Origin of the sequence: Paraburkholderia sp. EG287B, assembly GCF_040965595.1 — a bacterium.
Lineage (GTDB): Bacteria > Pseudomonadota > Gammaproteobacteria > Burkholderiales > Burkholderiaceae > Paraburkholderia.
Map to the genome: position 1 here is coordinate 227930 of NZ_JBFRCG010000014.1, position 16878 is coordinate 244807.

The following is a 16878-nucleotide window of genomic DNA, read 5'->3' on the forward strand; positions in this document are numbered from 1 at the left end:
GTTGGGCAACGCGGTGTTCGCTCGAACGAAGCCGTTTCGTCAGGGTACCCTCACATGCGGACCATGCGTTGCCAGCCGTCATCCAGATCTGGAAACGTATCCTCAAGTTACGCAAAGCAGCCGTCTGTACGAGGGGAATCCAACCGGAATTACGACACGCTGGTGCGCCGGGCGTCGCTTGCGTGCTCGCGCGGATGGCTCGCGGCGGCTCCAGTACGCATTGGCACTGCGGACGTGCGCATCCTGAATGAGCCAGGGGCAGTGTCAAGCCGGATGCCCTGCTGCCACGAAAAGGAAATGGGCCAGCAGCGCGGTCGTGTCCTCCGCAGCAAGCATTGGCCTGCGTCGTGATCGATTTGCAGCGTTTAGGTCGACCGAGCATCGTCCGGCGACGGGACCTTATCGAAAGTCGCGGTGAGAGACGCATTCGAGCTCGGATTGGAGTGGCGCCCGTGTTCCTTAAACGTCCACTTCGAATTGAGCAGATAAGTCAGGCCCAAAACGAGCGCGGTCGTAATCAGTTGGGCAATCAGATAGTTCAACCCAAGAACCGTCGCGAAGAACTTCATGCACACACCGTTCATCAATACGCCGAGCAAGGCGATGATGGCGAACTTCGGCGCGGTCGACAGGGGATTGCTCTTGCTTCGGAACGTGATCTGGCGGTTGAGGCTGTAGTTGACGATCGCGCCGACGGTCGCCCCGGCCATGGAACTGACCGCCGGGGAGGCAAGACCGGAGTGGACCATCGCAATCAAAATCGAATACTGTGCGACGGTGCCGATCGCACCGACGCCCGCATAGACCACAAACCTTCTTGCCGCGCGCAGATCAGGCATCGCTCGTGCCTGCAGATTGATAGCGACGGCGGATCAGATAAACCGGCCGATTCTTCGATTCGTAGTAGATGCGGCCGATGTATTCGCCAAGTACGCCTATTCCGATCAACTGAACCCCGCCGAGCAGGAGCACGGCCGAGATCAATGACGCGTAGCCGGGTACGGCGACCCCTTGAATCAAGGTTCGCACAATGAGAAACGAGGCATACATCATCGCGATGCATGCCACGAAGCTGCCGACGTAAGTCCATACGCGAAGCGGCAGCGTGCTGAAACTCGTGAAGCCCTCCAGCGCGAAGTTCCACAGTTTCCAGCCCGAAAACTTCGACCTGCCGGCGAGGCGAGGCTCGCGCACATACTCGACGACTGCAGTCCGGTAGCCGACCCAGGCAAACAGCCCCTTCATGAAGCGGCGCGTCTCGGGGAGCTGTTTGAGCGCGTCCACGACCTCCCGTGTGATCAAACGGAAGTCACCCACGTTCTCGGGGATCTTCGTGTCGCACATCGCGTTGTGAATGCGATAAAAGATCGCCGCGGTCTGGCGCTTGAGGAAGGAATCCGTGAGCCGGCTCACACGTTTGGCAACGACGACATCGTGGCCTTCACGCCATTTCTCGACCAATAGCGGAATGATTTTCGGCGGGTCCTGCAAGTCCGCGTCGAAAGGAATCACTATGGCGCCGCGCGCTTCGTCGAGCCCTGCCGAAAGTGCGGCCTCCTTGCCGAAGTTGCGCGTCAGGTCGATGACACGGATGCGGCTGTCTTCTTTCGACATGCCGATCAGCATGCCCAGCGTGTCATCGCGGCTGCCGTCGTTTACGCAGACGATTTCGAACTCGGTTCCGTCGATCGATTCGAGTACAGGAGTGACCGTGCTGAAGAACGCGCCGATCATCTCCTCCTCGTTAAAGAACGGCACGACGAGCGACAACAGGCAGGGCTCACTGACCGAGGGAGCCTCCGCAAGCGCAGGATTGGACCGCGCAGTCGTCTCGCGTGCGCCTGCCGGCGAGGTTGACGCTTCCCTCAGGAGAGGCTCCGGAGCCAGAAAGTGAGGGCGGCCGATATAGTCCATGATTACCTCGCGCAGATGCCGCGGTTGTGCGATTGGCGTATTGATTGAATCGCGAGCGTTCAGCGTTTGACCAGACGCCGAACCGCGTTCAGCGGGGACTTCAATCGGGTCACCGGCGCGTGAACGACTTCCGCGAAGGTCTTGGGATCGCGGTGTTCGAGCGTCGAGATGACCTTTCTTTTCAAGCTGTCGCGCAATGGTGAGACACCGGGCGGCAACGGCTTCAGCCCCATCATGCGCAGAACGTAGTTGGCCTGATAAACCCGCGCGCGCTGCTCGAGCGACCTCATGCAGTAGTTGATGCTGATACTCACCGAAATGTTGTCGTCGTTCTTGACCCAATGCGGCGCCAATGAGGGGTGATGCACCACATCGCCCGGATTGAGCCGGAAGATCGTGCCGCGACTCTGCAGTTGACGGCGATAACGCGCGGCCTCGAAGTTGCCGGCGTAGTAGCGCTCCACTTCCTGGTCCGGCACCAGCTCGCGATCGGTAGCCGGAAAGAGGCATACGTCTTTCGAGCCCTGCAGCTGGAAGAGGAAGTTGGTTTCGTGATCGATGTGAAAGGGCGTCGAGATATTGGGTGACGAGACCAGCAACGTCATCGTCACCAGGGTGATGTCGCTGCGCAGCGGGTAATCGGACAACTCCTCGAGCTCTGCGGTAATCGTGTCAAGGACCTGGGCGTAGTCCGCGTCGTAAAGGTGCGCCTGTGTCAGCTTGATCCATGAGTCGTTTTCGTGAACGCTCGCAAACGCTTCTTTCAGCCGCGTGCTATGCGGCATGGCGCTGAACCTGGATTCCAGCGAACTATTCTTGAAGTTGATCGCGCGGACGTTGCCATTCTTTTCAAGCATGCGGAGGGCGACCTCCTCGATCCTTGGGATATCGAACAAGCCGCTTTCATGCAACAGATGATTGAATTTGAACGGATGCAGATTGAAGTTGCTTTTGAATTCCTTATTGCAAGCGTGCAGGATTTTTCCGTCTGGGGTGAGGTGGGGGGATGCATCGGCCAACGCCGCACCATTGCTAGTCACAGACATGGCACACCTTTGCAGGTTAAGAGGGTATTGCTTGCAGGCTACTATCGCGTCTGTGGGCCAGATGTGCGTTGACGAACATCCAAGCCGGTTTTGGCGTTTACCCGCGCAAGTGCGGTCTACTTGACAGCTTCCTGGCTAGTCACCGATGTTGTCGCGGCGGCTCCGAAGCTTGGCCGCAGAAAATCGACGACCTCGGCGTCCGTGATCGGTTTGATATGCAGCCCGAAAGCGGCGTTTAGCGAAGCGACAAGGTGCTGTGCCCAAAGGGTATTCCAGACCACCCCGGCATGAGTGTCTGAAAGGAAGGTGTTGTGCGGATCGTCGCCGGACGTATTGGTGATGGCCCAGCCAGGCCCCAGGTGCACGGTCTTGTAATTGGGGCGGCCGTGATCGTCGCGATTGCCCCACAGGGTGCTGAACCACAAGCCAAAGTCGAGAACGTAGACATGGTGGTCCGCCGCGGCGAGCGCGCGCAAATCATTGGTGAAGCGATCTATGCCGGCATCGATATTGGCTATCTCCCTGGCGGATTGCCAACTGTCGAACTCGCCAGGCCAATCGGCGTCGCTGCCCCCGGCTACGAGCACGACATAGGTATCCGGGTGATATTTGCGGATCAGCGCGACGGCTTCGCCAATTGACTTGATGCAAGCGTCGATCACGGCCGCGGGGTGCGGTGCAGCTGGATCGCGCGACAACTCATCAAATAGCTCGTGGCTGCTGAGATCGTTGTCGCCAATCTGGATCAACACGATGCCACCTCGCCAGGCTTGCGGTTCCGTGTCCATCAAGTCGACGAGACGGATCGCCTGGCGCTGCGATTGCCCCATCAACTGGCTGCAGGTCGCGCCGCTAACCGCGAAGTTATAGCGGTAGTCCTGTTTGGGGGGCGTGCGCGCGAGCGCACCCAAAGCTTCGCTAGCAATGGCGTGATACTTCCCCGTTCCCCAAACGCCCCATTTGCCCTGGTCGATCTGGTCTCCCCGCAACTGGGCGAGCACCTCGGTCCACTGCCACGTGGTCGCGCGCCACTGGCCTCCTCGCGCATGCGGATCGCTCAACATGACAGTGTCGTGGTAGGCCTGGCTGTTGGAGTCACCGAGCACGGCTAATCGCACCCTTCCAGAGGGCGGCTCCGACGCGTTCGCGACGGCGACCGGCACACGGCGCAACAGGCCGGGAACGGCCAGTCTGACAAAAAGGCCGGTGACGGACAGTGCGCCGAAAAGCGCGACCAGCAACACCCTACGCGAACGGGACATAGGCCATTTACCCTGTCGTGGCGCACCGAGATCATGGCCCTTCAAGGGCGCTTTCCTGTTCGTCGTGCGCGGTTTCGGCAAAGCGGTCGAGCAGCTGCTTGCCCATGACCGCCGCGCCGGCCGAGCGGAACATCTGGTTGTGCATGCCAGGAACTTCGGTGACGACCAGTTTGCCGCTGATCACTTCACCCCAGCCCATGTCGTGCGAAAACAGGCGGCCCTTGAGCACCTGGCCGCTGCGGAAGATCTGGACATTGCCGTCGTAGGGCTTCGGACGATATCGCACCTGCTGCTCGCGCAGATAGCCGATATTGCGGCCATACCAGAGGTTGTCGTCGATCATGTTGTTCGCGCTGTCGTTCTTCAGGAAGCCGAACTTCACCGCAAGCTGCGTGAGACGAAGCCAGCGAACGGTCCGAAACTGCTGGAGGAACGCAATCATGGACATCTCGCCACGTCTCGCGAGGCGGAAGTCGCGCGGGATGTCGTCCATGCGCACCTGCAGCTTGCGCAACAGGCGATCGTACCAGGGCATCGACTCCCGATACCCCGGGCACCAGGAGTCGGTGAGGACGACGAGCTCCACCGTTTCGCCTTCGCGGCGCAGCTGGTGGGCCGCCTCCAGCGCCATCGCGCCCAGCACGCAGTAACCCATGAGAATATAAGGGCCGCTCGGCTGGATCAGTCTGATGAGTCGCACGGCGTCCGCGGCGAGATCCTCGAAAGCGCGCAACGGGAAGTTGGGCTGAGGCGTCTTCGGCACCATCGGAACATCGACGATGGGCCGCTCGTCGCCGACCTGTTTGGCCAGTTCATAGAGGACCGCGATGTTGTTGAGCACGATGACGGGCGTTTGCGAACCCTCCTCGTTGAAGTGCACGACGTTGTGCGCTTTCGCCTCCAGCTCCGCCCGGCTCATAAAACCGCTGACACCCACGCCGCCCGCGACTTGCGCCGTGTCGTTTCCGGGGGCGGGCGCGAGCGCTCGCTGCGGCGTGACTTCGGCGGTTTCCAGCACATCGCGCCATTGGGCGAGATACCGGTCGATCGTCTCGATGTCGTAGAGGTCCGTGTCGCCTTCACAGGAGATGCGCCAGCCTTCCGGGCGCCGCACCATGAAGAAGTTGAGGTCGTAGAGCGCGCCCGCGTTGAAGGAGGGCGAAGTCGTCGCGGCGAAATCCTCGCGGCGCACCTCGTCGCCCATGCCGACGAAGCTTTGCTGCAAAGCGAAGTTGACCGAGCATAGCGGCGGCCGGTTCATATCCGACACTTCGCCGGCCATTTCCATCATCTCTTCGAACGGCACGTGAAGATGTTCGATGGCGTCGCTGAGCTTGGCGCCGCACTGTGCGGTGACATCGGCAAGCGTGCTGCCCTGGGTCACATCGAGGCGCAGGATCACCGTGTTGATGAGCGGCCCGATTACACCTTCGAGTTCCTGCTGATCGCGCACCGACATCTGCGTGCCCATGGCGACTTTGGGCTGCCCAGTCGTCTTGTGCAGCGACATCGCGAGGCCCGCGGCCGCCACGCTGAAGAGCGTCACGCCTTGTGCCTTGGCGGCCGCGATCAGACGCTCGCTCATCTCGCCCGGCAACAGGATGGAGCGAATGACGCCCTGGAAGCGCCGCTCCGGTGGCCGGGGGCGGTCGCCCTTTACGTCGAAGCGGCTGAAGCCTTTAAGCTCCTGGCGCCAATGGACGCGAGCGCGGTCGATGGCGCCGCTGGCAAGGAACTCGCCCTTCCATAGCGCGTAGTCGCCATGGTGCAGGTCGACGTCGGCGTAATCGGGATCGTGGCCCGCGTGAAGTGCCGCGAGTCCTTCCACGAGTTCGCGCACGAGGATCGCGAAGGACCAGCCGTCCATCACGAGCGAATGGAAGGTCAGCTGCAACTCGCCTTGCGTGCTCGACCTTGGCAACCACACGGCCCGGAAGAATGACGCGGATGACAAGTCGAAAGGCGTGCGTGCCTGCTCCTGACCCACACGCTGGGCCTCGGCCAGCGCGGCCTGTTCGTCCAGACCGCCGAGATCCACCACCTCGAGCCGGAAGGGAGCGCGGCTCCAGACCTGCTGGCGCAGCCCCGCGCCCGTCATCAGGAAGCCGGTGCGCAAAATCTCGTGCCGCGCGACCAGTTCGCCGAGCACCTGTTCGATGCTCGCGGCAGTGAGCGGCCCCGACAATTGCAGCCGGAACGCGATGTTGAGCGCGGAGGCCTTCGGCGACGCTTTCTGCTCGTGCCAGTAGCGTACCTGGCAGGCGGTCGCCGGGAACAGGGCGTGGCCCGCCTCGACCTCCTGCACAGGTGCGATATTCAAGGCTATCGAGTTCATCGCTCAGGCTCCCTCGGCAATCCTGCGCTTGAAGTTGAGGATCGACGGCCGCGCCACGGCGGGCGCCTCGACCGGCTCGTCCGTCTGCGTGCCGTCAAGGCTCGCGGCGAGCTGCTCGATCGTGACGTTCTTCATGAGCTGACGGGCATCCACGCCCAGCCCGCGCTCGTTCATCCGCGCAACGATGCGGAAGAGCTGCAGGCTGTCTGCGCCGAGGCTGAAGAACTTCTGGTCGATGCCCACCTGCTGCAGGCCGAGCACCTCGCCCCAGATCGCGGCGATGGTGGACTGCGTCGGCGTCATGGCCACGGGTTCGGCTGCTGCGACCACGATTTGCGGGGGTTCGCTCGCCGCCGGTTCGACCGGCACCGGCGCTTGCGGCACGACCTTGAGCGCAGCATGCGGCTGGCGCATCGGCGCGGCCACCATGTCCGCCGTCGGCACGGGCAGGGACTTGCGGTCGAGCTTGCCGTTGCTGGTCTGCGGCAGCGCGTCGAGCGTCATCCACAGCGTCGGCACCATGTAGGACGGCAGTTGAGCGGCGACATGCGCTGCGACTGCACTCTGATCCAGTTTGTCGGAGCCAGCGCCGACCAGGTAGCCCACGAGGCGCGCGCTGTCGGCCACGGTATGCAGGGCGACGGCCGCTGCGGCAACACCGGGCGCCTTGCGCAAGGTGGCCTCGATATCCTCGATCTCGATGCGGAAGCCGCGCAGCTTGATCTGCTGGTCGCGACGGCCCAGGTGCTGGAGCGAGCCGTCGGCGAGCCGCTTCGCGAGATCGCCGGTACGGTAGAGCCGGCGCGGTGCGGCGCCTTCGATGGCAACCGACTTGAAGGCGGCATCGGTCAGGTCAGGGCGGTTGAAATAGCCCTTCGCCAGGCCTTCACCGCCGATCCACAGTTCGCCGCTCACGCCTTCGGGCGCCAGACGCAGGTCGTCGGTCAGCACGTGCAGGTCGGTATTGGCGAGCGGCGCGCCGATCACCACCGGTGCGTTCGCAACGACACGCGAGGCGGAGGACCAGATCGTCGTCTCGGTCGGGCCGTAGAGGTTCCACACCTCCGCGCCGGTCGCGAGCAGGTCGTCGGCGAGATCGCGCGGCAACGGCTCGCCGCCGCACAGGATCTTGAAGCCCTTCGGCGCCTTGAAGCCGGCCTCGAGCAGCATGCGCCACAGCGAAGGCGTCGCCTGGAGCACGGTGGCGGCTTCTTCCTTCAGGCGGGTCACCAGTTCGAAGCCGGTGCGCACTTCCGCGTGGCCGGCGATGAAGGTCCGCCCGCCGGCGATGAGCGGCAGGAACAGCTCGAGACCCGAGATATCGAAGGAGAACGTCGTCACCGCGACGATGCTGTCCCTGACCGTAAAGCCCGGCGCGTGCGCCATCGAGAGCAGGAAGTTGCTCAGCGCGCGATGGCCGATCTCCACGCCCTTGGGCTGACCCGTCGAGCCCGACGTGAAGATCACGTAGGCCGAATCCGCGTCCGTGACGGCGGGCAGCGCCACGGTTTCGTCGTCGTCCTGTGCGAGGAGCGCCTCTACGTCCAGCACGCGATGCGTGCCCGGTTCCAGCACCGTGAGGCTTTGCTCATCGCTGAGGATGGCGGCGATGCCAGCGCCATCGAGAATCTGGCGCAGGCGTGCGGGCGGCATCGTCATGTCGAGCGGCACGTAGGCGCAGCCCGCGCGCCACACGCCGATCATGGCGGCCACGATCATGGCGCTGCGTTCCATCGCGATGGCGACGCGTGAGCCCGACGCGATACCCGCCGCCATGAGCCGGCGCGCGATCTGGCTGGCGCGCGCATCGAGTTCGCCATAGGTCAGGCTCGTCGAGTCGTCCGACACGGCTGTCGTATCGGGAGCCTGCCAGGCCTGCGCGGCGATCAGCGCCGGCGTCGTCTGCGAGAGATCGTAGTCGCGCTGGGAAGCGTTCAGCTCGTCGCGCAGATGGTGGACTTCGGCATCGCTCAGCAGCGGCAGGGCTGCGACAGGCGTATCGGCATCGCGTGCGATCGCCGTCAGCAAGGTTTCGTAGTAGCCGAGCCAGCGCTGGATCGTCGTTTCGTCATAGACGTCGGTGTTGAAGTCGCAATCGAGCCGCAGGCCCTGAGCCGATTCGATCACGTTCAGGAACAGATCGAAGTTGCTGTAGGCCTTCGCGTTCGGCGCGAAGTGCGTGGTGACGCCTGCCATGTCGAGTTCGCCGTCGACCTTTTCCAGGTTGAACTGCAGATCGGTCAGCGGCAGCCGGTTGAGATCGCGCTTGATGCCGAGATCGCGCACGAGTGCGCCGTAGGTGTAGTTCTGGCGGTCGCCTGCGTCGTAGAGGTGATCGCGCACCGCCTTCATGTGCGTGGCGAAAGGCTTCTCGCGGTCGAACTTCACGCGCAGCGGCAGGAAGTTGACGCAGTGCCCGACCAGCAGCGCTTCGCCCGCTTGCGACTGGCCAGCCATCGGCGCGGCGATCACCACGTCGTCATTGCCGGACAAACGGCCGAACAGCACCTGGGCCGCGCCGAACAGCGTGGCGAACAGCGAGCAGCCCTGTTTCGATGAGGCGGTCTTGACCTGCTTGAGCAGGTCCGCGCCCAGATGGCGGGTCGTCGAAGCGCCGTTGAAGCTCTTGCGCTCAGGGCGCGGGCGGTCGCCGGGCAAATCGGGTTGCGGCGCCGGTTCGCGATGGACGTTCATCCAGAACTCGCGCGTTTCCTTCTCGACACCGATCTCGTCCTGTGCCTTGGCGAACGCGAGGAAGCTCTGCACCTCGTCGAGTTCCGGCTGCGTGCCCCAGACTTCTGCGGCGTAGAGCGCAGCCAGATCGCGCAGGATGATGTTGATCGACCACCCGTCGCAGACGATGTGATGCGCCGTGAACACGAACGCCCACTTCTGCGCTTCGAGGCGCACCAGTGCGGCGCGCGCGAGCGGGCCTCGGGTCAGGTCGAAGACCTCGCGGGCTTCCGCGTCGATGATGGCCTTGAGCTCGCCCGCCGGATCGGCGTGAGTGGAAAGGTCGATCGGGACGAGCGGCACGGTCGTCGTCGGTTCCGCGAACATCATGTCGCCCACGCGCGAGAAGTGCACGCGCAGCGCATCGTGGCGGGCAACCGTCGCGGCAAAGGCGCGTTCGAAGGCGGCCTCGTTCAGCTTGCCATTGAGCTCGAGCGTGAACGACTCATTGAACGCGAGCGAGGCTTCGTGGCCTTGCTGGGCCGACATCCAGATTTCCTTTTGCGGCTCGGTGAGCGCGGACTGCGTGAGCGCCGGTTCGGCCTGCGTCAGCGCCGCGGCGTCCTGCGCGCCGCCGAGAATGCCGACGCGCTGGAGCGCATCGATACTCGCGATGAAGGCGTCGCCGATCTTGCGGATGTCCTCGTCCGAATGGCTCGTCGTCAGGAAGCAGGGGAAGCCTTCCATGATATGCACGCCGAGGTAGCGCATATACGGATAGAAGAGGCTGCCCAGGCGATCCTCGCCCGCGAGATTCACATAGAACCAGCTCGAGAATGACTCGGCGCGCGTGGCGATGCCGACCTTCTCCAGATGTGCGTTGACGCGCTGCACGAGGCCTGCCATGCGTTCGCCGAGCCCTTCCTGCAGCGCCGGGCCGGCTTCCTTGAGGTGCAGGAGGACGGCTTTCATTGCCGCCAGCACGACGGGATGGCGCACGAACGTGCCTGCGAAGAACGTGGGCGGAACTTCGGGTACCGAAGCATCGCCGAACTGCCACTGACCGCCGTCGAGCGCGTCCATGTACTGCGTGGTGCCGGCGAGCACGCCAATCGGCAGGCCGCCGCCGACCACCTTGCCGTAGGTCGCCATGTCGCCCTGGATGCCCCACAGGCCTTGCATGCCGGCCGGATGGACGCGAAAGCCCGTCACGACCTCGTCGAAGATGAGCGCCGAGTCATTGGCGGCCGTCACGTCGCGCAACTGCTGCACGAACTCCTTAGGACGCAGGTTGGGATGGCGCGACTGCACCGGCTCGATCAGGACGGCCGCGATATCGTCGATGTTGGCCTTGATCCACTCGAGGCTTTCGGGGCGCGCGTACGGCAGCACGACCATGTTGCCCACGGAGGTCTGCGGAATTCCGGGGGCGAGCGGGAACGCGCGCGGCACGCCCGCTTCGCTGCCCGGCTTCACGAGCACTTCGTCGAACTGGCCGTGATAGTCGCCGTCGAAGCAGACCACCTTGTCCTTGCCGGTCACCGTGCGCGCGAGACGCATCGCCGCCATCACGGCTTCCGAGCCGGTATTGCAGAACGTGACGCGCTGATGGCCGGTCATCTCGGAGAACATCTGCGCGACTTCGCCCGCGAGCGGCGACTGCGGTCCGATAGCGAAGCCTTCCGCCAGTTGCGCGTTGACCGCGGCAACCACGAAATCGGGCGTGTGGCCGAACGCGGTCTGGCCGTAGCCGTTGACCACGTCGATGTATTCATTGCCGTCCACGTCCCAGATCTTCGAGCCCTTCGAGCGCTGGGCGACGATCGGATAGACAAGCTCCTTCCATTCCTCGCGGAAGCCGCTGGCGGTACGCGGATCGGCAAGCACGGCACGATAGGACTGCGTACGAGACTTGGAAGTGGCGGTTTTGGCCGAGTAGCGCGTCGCCAGATCGGTGATGAATGCCTTCTGGGCGTCGGTCATCTGGGCCGAGTGCGAGGCGCCGGGCTTGTACGCGGTGAAGCGCGACGGGCGGTTCTCCTCGAACTTGATCTCGGGGCCGGCGGCGTGCGCAGGCGCGGAGGCCGGTGCGGGCGCTGCGGCGGCAACGACCGGGGCGGCTGCGACGGCCGGTGCAGCGATCTGAATCGCTGCGGGCTGCTGCACGGCCAGCGGCGCACCTTGCAGCACCTCGAGCTGACGCGCCATCACCGACTGCATCGCGGCGAGCTGGTCGCGGATCACCGACTGGAGGTCGCCCGTGGCCGGCGCAATGGCCATTTGCACGGCCGCCGGCGTACCCGCCGGTGCTGCCGCAATGGCGACCGGCGCGGCCGCTGCTTGAACAGCGACCGGCGCAGCAGCAGGCGCAGCAACGGGAGCCGCCTCGGCAGGCACTTCCGGATCAGGCGGCATGGCGCCATCGAGAAACTGCGCGAGGGCGGGCAGCGTCGGATAGTCGCTCATGATCTGCCGGAAGCTGATCGTGACGTCGTAGCGGCGGCGCAGCTGCCGCGATACTTGCCCCATGAACAGCGAGTCGTAACCGAGGTCCCAGAAGGTCACGTCCGGATTGGACGTATCCGGTGCTTCGCCGGACATTTCGGCGAGCAGCGACGCCAGTTCGGCAATGAGACGCGGTTTGCGGTCGATTTGGACGGTTTGGGCCATGGCGGTCTGAGGAATATCGATTAGGGCTTCGGACGGGGCTTGTGCGGCAATCGCTGGAGCAACGGTCGTCGGCTGACGTGAAGAGGCGGTTGCCGGGGCGTCAATCCAGTGCCGTTCCGGCTCGAAGGGATAGGTCGGTAGCGAAACGCGGCGGCCGGTCTCAGCCCGCAGCGTCGTCCAGTTCGGCTGGACGCCGTTCAGCCACAGGCGCCCGGTCGCCTCGGCGAGGACGGCAAGCTCGCGCTCGCGCGTCGCGAAATCGGGCAGCGAGGCAATCGCGCCCTGATGCCGGTCGCGGGGCAAGCCCTGCAGGACGAAGGTCGAAAGCGTGCGGCCGGGGCCGATTTCGAGCAGCAGCGGCTTGCCCTCAGCCGTGACCGTGGCCAGCGCGTCGCTAAAGCGCACGACATTGCGGCAATGGCTGGCCCAGTACTGTCCCGAGACCGGCTGGTCCATCGCCGCCCACTGCCCGGTCACGGAGGACACGTACGGAATCGTCGGCCGCGCGAAAGTCAGGCTGTTCGCGACCTTGGCCAGATCGTCGACGACGCCCGACATCATGTGCGAGTGGAACGCGTGCGAAGTGTGCAGACGTCGATGCTCGATATCGCGTGCCTTGAGCGTGGCCTCGAATGCCTCGATGGCGGCGAAGGGGCCGGCCACGACGCTGAGCGTCGGCGCATTGATCGCGGCGAGATCGACATCTGCGGGCAACATGGGGCTGAGTTCGGCCTCCGACAGGCGCACGACCAGCATCGCGCCCGGTTCGGCCGACTGCATGAGCGCGCCGCGTTGCGCGATGAGGCACAGCGCATCCTCGAAGGCGATCGCCTCCGCCACGCACGCTGCGACCAGCTCGCCGACGCTGTGGCCGATCATGGCTGTCGGCTTGATTCCGCGCGAGATCCACAACTGCGCCAGCGCATATTCGACGAGGAAGAGCGCAGGCTGCGCGTAGATCGTCGAGCGGATCGGGTGCGGGGTGTCATCGCCTTCCGGGGCTTCGCTCAACAGCAGCGTGCGGATGTCCAGGCCGAGATGCGGAGCCAGTGCTTCGGCGCCCTTGTCGATCCACGCGCGATAGACCGGCTCGGTGCGATAGAGCGCGGCGCCCATGCCCGGATACTGCGCGCCCTGGCCGGGGAACATGAAGACGACTGCTGGCGTGGCCTGCGGGGCCTGTGCTTCGATCGCGCCTTTCTGGAGCTTGGCCTGGGCCTGCTCCACGCTCTCGGCGACCACAACGGCGCGGTGCGCGAAATCGCGGCGGCCCGTTTGCAGCGTCGCGGCCACATCGGCTAGCGCGATCTCCGGATGGCTGGCGAGGTGCGTGGCGAGATTCGCCTTCGCGCGTTCGAGCGCCGTAGTGCTGCGGGCCGACAGCGGCAGGATCTGGAGTTGTTCTCTCGGCTCGCCCGAGGCGGTACGGCAAGGTGCCTCCTCCAGCACCACATGGACGTTCGTCCCGCCGACGCCGAGGGAGCTCACGCCGGCACGGCGCGGCGTGGCGCTATCAGCCCAGGGACGCACAGTCGTATTGAAGAAAAACGGGCTGCTGGCCAGGTCGATGCCAGGGTTGGGCGAACGGAAATGCGTGAGCGGCGGCAAGGTGCGGTTGCGCAGCGCGAGCGACGCGGCGATGAAGCCCGTCACGCCCGCGGCCGCGTCGAGGTGCCCCACGTTGGCCTTCGCCGAGCCGAGCGCGCAGAACTGGCCGCCCTCGGCGCCGCCCAGACGGAACGCCTGCACGAGACCCGCGAATTCAATCGGATCGCCAAGCGGCGTCGCCGTGCCATGGGCCTCGACATAGCCAATCGAGGCCGGATCGATGCCGGCCTCGGCGTGCGCGATGGCAATCGCGCGTGCCTGGGCGTCGACGCTCGGTGCAGTGAAGCCGACCTTGTCGGAACCGTCGTTGTTGATGCCCACGCCGCGGATCACGGCATAGATCGGATCTTCGTCGGCGATGGCGTCTTCGAGACGTTTGAGCAGGACGACGCCCGCGCCGCTGCCGAATACCGTGCCCTTCGCGTCGGCATCGAACGGACGGCACACGCCGTCGGGCGCGCCCATGCCGCCTTCTTCGTAGAAGTAGCCACGCTTTTGCGGGAAGGTGATCGAGACGCCGCCGGCCAGCGCCATGTCGCAGCGTCCGGCGCGAAGGTTCTCAACGGCGAGGCTGATCGCGGTGAGCGAGGTGGAGCATGCCGTCTGCACGGAGATGGCGGGCCCCGTGAGTCCGAGCTTGTAGGCGGTGCGGGTGGCGACGAAATCACCGGCCCCAACGAGCTTTTGATACTCGCCGATCTGGAACTGGCTCGTAAACTCGTCGATGACCGCGCGATCGGACAGGATGTGCTTGAGGAAGTACGTGTTCATCGACGTGCCGGCGAACACCCCGACGGCGCCGGCGATCGTTGCCGGGTCGTAGCCGGCGTCTTCGAACGCTTCCCAGGCGATCTGGAGGAACAGCCGCTGCTGCGGGTCGGTGAGTGCGGACTCGCGCGCGAGCATGCCGAAAAAGCCGGCATCGAAGTGATCGACATCCGCCAGAATCGGCCGCGCCTTGACGTAACTCGCGTCGCGGCGCGACTTGTCGTCGAAACTGTCCTCGAGTTCCGCCAGGTCGAAATGCGTGATGCAGTCGCGCCCCGCGAGGATGTTCGCCCAGAGTTCGGAGACATTGCGCGCGCCCGGAAACCGCCCGGACATGCCGACGACCGCGATGGCTCCACCTTGCACCGCCCGCCGTTGGCGAATGGCGTCTTTGTTCACCGTCGGCAGCGTCGTGCGCAGTTGCGCAGCCAGCGCCTCGACGTTGGGGTGACGGAACAGATCCACCAGCGCGACCTTGGCCGCGACGTCGCGCGCGATGATGGCGTGTGCGCGCATCAGATCGAGCGAGCGCAAGCCGAGGTCGAAGAAGTTCGCACGGCGGTCGACCGGTTTGCCGATAAGCCCTTCGAATACGGACGCGAGCTTGTCGGCAATGTCGTCGTCAACGGGCGCGGGCGCTGCCGATGCTTCGGATTGCGTATCGATTGTGGCAAGCAACGCTTTGCGATTGATCTTGCCGTTGGGCGTCAGCGGAAAATCCGGCAGGACCCGCAGTTCCGACGGCATCATGTAGTCGGGCAGAGCGGACCTGAGATAAGCGCGGATTTCGTTCAGGAGGACGGCGGCGTCCGCTGCATCGGCTTTCACGAAGCCAGCGATGGCCTTGCCCATACGGCCGTCGAATGCGGCCACTGCCGCATCGGCCACGCCGGGCGCCACGCGCAGCGCATGTTCGATTTCATCGAGTTCGATGCGTTTGCCCGCGATCTTGATCTGGCGGTCGTTGCGGCCCAGAAATTCGATTGCGCCGTCCGCGCGGCGGCGCACGAGGTCGCCGGTGCGGTAGAGCTTCGCGCCGGGAGCGAACACGTCGTCGACGAACTTCTCCGCCGTCAGATCGGGCCGGTTGAGATAGCCGAGCGCGACGCCGTCGCCGCCCGTGACCAGTTCGCCGACTTCGCCATCGGCAACCGGCACGAGCTTGTCGTCCACGATGTAGGCGCTCGTGCCCGCGATGGCGTAGCCGATGGGAATGGCATCGCCATTCGCGAGCGCCTCGCCGTCACGCGGAATGCGGTAGCAGCAGGTGAAGGTCGTGTTCTCGGTCGGACCATAGCCATTGATGATCTGCAGACCCGGATGAGCCTCCATGACCTTGCGTACGTGCACGGGGGACAGCACGTCCCCGCCCGTCAGCGCCTCCTTGAGCGGAAGAAAGGCTTCCAGCCGATAGTCGGCGAGCGCATTGAAGAGGCCAGCCGTGAACCAGGCGCTGGTAACGCCAAGTCGCGCTATCTCGGACGCGATCGTGTCGAGAGAGGGCTGGACCTCGTTGATGATGGCGGCGCAGCCGCCGTTCAGGAGCGGTCCCCAGATCTCCAGCGTGCTTGCATCGAAGGCGAGCGGCGCGAGGTTGAGGAAACGCGTGTGGGGTGAAAGCTCGGTGAACGTCTGGTTCTGCACGAGGCGCAGGATCGCGCGGTGCGGCACGATCACGCCCTTGGGCTTGCCGGTCGAGCCTGAGGTGTACATCACGTAGGCGGCGTCGTCACGACGGCTAGCGTGGAGCGGTGCGGGCTCGGCCGCTTCGGCCGCCGCCACGACATGCTCGAGATCGACCGAGACGCCGTTCAGTTCGCCAACGCTGGCGAGCGCGGCCGCTTCAGCGATGATGAGCTTGGGCGAGCAGTCGGAAACGATGAAATCGAGCTGCGCCTTCGGGTAGGCGCGGTCCAGCGGCACGTAGACGGCGCCCAGGCGCAGGATCGCCAGCATCAAGGCCAGCGTGTCGCGGCTGCGCGAAACCATGATCGCGCAGCGCTCGCCCGGCTCCAGTCCCATTTCGTGCAGGACGGTGGCGAGCCGCGCGGAACGTTCGCCGAGGGCGGCGTAGTCTTCCTCGCCCGTGGCGTCAATCACAGCAAGATGATTGCCGAACTCGGCGCATATGGCATCGAAGCGCGCTGCCACACCAGGCACAGGATCGGTCCCGCCCGGCAAAACGCCTGAAAGTCCATCTCTGTGTGACATTTGCTACTCCCCCACAATTTTGACGAAGGTCCGCTGCTGGGCAAGGCCTGGCGACGAGCTCGCAGCACTTGCGCAGAACGGCAGCCGGTCACAGGAAGCACAAGCGCCAGGCGGCTTTGCGCACCTGGCTCGTATCCCAAGTTTGAAATTTGCTGTAGGAGGAAGTTAATCTTCCGCGGGATGCCTATCCGTTCGCCGTCGCACACACGATGTGCTGCAGCAACACGTCGCGCTGGGGCTGCGCGGGGGCATCCGCGCGCAGGCTGCGGCCCGCTTCCCGCCATGCGGGCGGGTTTGGCGGCAATCGCGGCGTGGGTGCTGTGTGCGTTGTTTCGATGCGAAGACTGGCGATTCGGGCGTGGTGTTGTGCGTGGCAGCAACAGGATCGAGC

Annotated in this window: 7 protein-coding genes; 1 reads left to right on the forward strand and 6 read right to left on the reverse strand. The window is 64.6% G+C overall.

The window, feature by feature from the left end:
• Positions 1-365 precede the first annotated feature (365 nt).
• The 3 genes from AB4Y40_RS26410 to AB4Y40_RS26420 are packed head-to-tail and all read right to left on the reverse strand — an operon-like array spanning position 366 to position 2771.
• On the reverse strand, positions 366-839 hold the full coding sequence (locus tag AB4Y40_RS26410) for a GtrA family protein (protein ID WP_368690314.1): 474 nt from the start codon (positions 837-839) through the stop codon (positions 366-368).
• Positions 832-1914, reverse strand: a complete 1083-nt coding sequence (locus AB4Y40_RS26415; protein WP_368690315.1) for a glycosyltransferase family 2 protein — start codon at positions 1912-1914, stop codon at positions 832-834. The genes AB4Y40_RS26410 and AB4Y40_RS26415 overlap by 8 nt, the downstream gene beginning before the upstream one ends.
• A gap of 59 nt (positions 1915-1973) precedes the next feature.
• Positions 1974-2771 carry a cupin-like domain-containing protein gene (locus AB4Y40_RS26420; RefSeq protein WP_368690316.1) on the reverse strand — a complete coding sequence of 266 codons (798 nt, stop codon included), beginning with the start codon at positions 2769-2771 and terminating at the stop codon, positions 1974-1976.
• A gap of 48 nt (positions 2772-2819) precedes the next feature.
• On the opposite strand from AB4Y40_RS26420, the gene AB4Y40_RS26425 reads away from it, so the two are divergent.
• Positions 2820-3032, forward strand: coding sequence for a hypothetical protein (locus tag AB4Y40_RS26425; protein WP_368690317.1), 213 nt, complete (start codon positions 2820-2822; stop codon positions 3030-3032).
• A gap of 44 nt (positions 3033-3076) precedes the next feature.
• Here AB4Y40_RS26425 and AB4Y40_RS26430 read toward each other — a convergent pair whose 3' ends face one another.
• Genes AB4Y40_RS26430 through AB4Y40_RS26440 form a run of 3 tightly spaced genes read right to left on the reverse strand, consistent with a single transcriptional unit; the run spans position 3077 to position 16487 of the window.
• Complete coding sequence (locus AB4Y40_RS26430) at positions 3077-4222, reverse strand: SGNH/GDSL hydrolase family protein (protein ID WP_368690318.1); 1146 nt, start codon at positions 4220-4222, stop codon at positions 3077-3079.
• Between the two features lie 31 nt (positions 4223-4253).
• Positions 4254-6557: a condensation domain-containing protein gene (locus tag AB4Y40_RS26435; RefSeq protein WP_368690319.1), complete on the reverse strand. Its 2304-nt coding sequence runs from the start codon at positions 6555-6557 to the stop codon at positions 4254-4256.
• A 3-nt stretch (positions 6558-6560) separates the two neighbouring features.
• Entirely contained in the window at positions 6561-16487 is a 9927-nt protein-coding gene (locus AB4Y40_RS26440; RefSeq protein ID WP_368690320.1) for an amino acid adenylation domain-containing protein, read from the reverse strand.
• Between the last annotated feature and the right edge of the window lie 391 nt (positions 16488-16878).

What these genes read in the sequence shown, in the direction of transcription:
- AB4Y40_RS26425 (WP_368690317.1), top strand. Translation starts at nt 2,820, where the DNA reads ATGCAACAGATGATTGAATTTGAACGGATGCAGATTGAAGTTGCTTTT.
- AB4Y40_RS26420 (WP_368690316.1), bottom strand. Translation starts at nt 2,771, where the DNA reads ATGCTTGAAAAGAATGGCAACGTCCGCGCGATCAACTTCAAGAATAGT.
- AB4Y40_RS26410 (WP_368690314.1), bottom strand. Translation starts at nt 839, where the DNA reads ATGCCTGATCTGCGCGCGGCAAGAAGGTTTGTGGTCTATGCGGGCGTC.
- AB4Y40_RS26435 (WP_368690319.1), bottom strand. Translation starts at nt 6,557, where the DNA reads ATGAACTCGATAGCCTTGAATATCGCACCTGTGCAGGAGGTCGAGGCG.
- AB4Y40_RS26430 (WP_368690318.1), bottom strand. Translation starts at nt 4,222, where the DNA reads ATGTCCCGTTCGCGTAGGGTGTTGCTGGTCGCGCTTTTCGGCGCACTG.
- AB4Y40_RS26440 (WP_368690320.1), bottom strand. Translation starts at nt 16,487, where the DNA reads ATGTCACACAGAGATGGACTTTCAGGCGTTTTGCCGGGCGGGACCGAT.
- AB4Y40_RS26415 (WP_368690315.1), bottom strand. Translation starts at nt 1,914, where the DNA reads ATGGACTATATCGGCCGCCCTCACTTTCTGGCTCCGGAGCCTCTCCTG.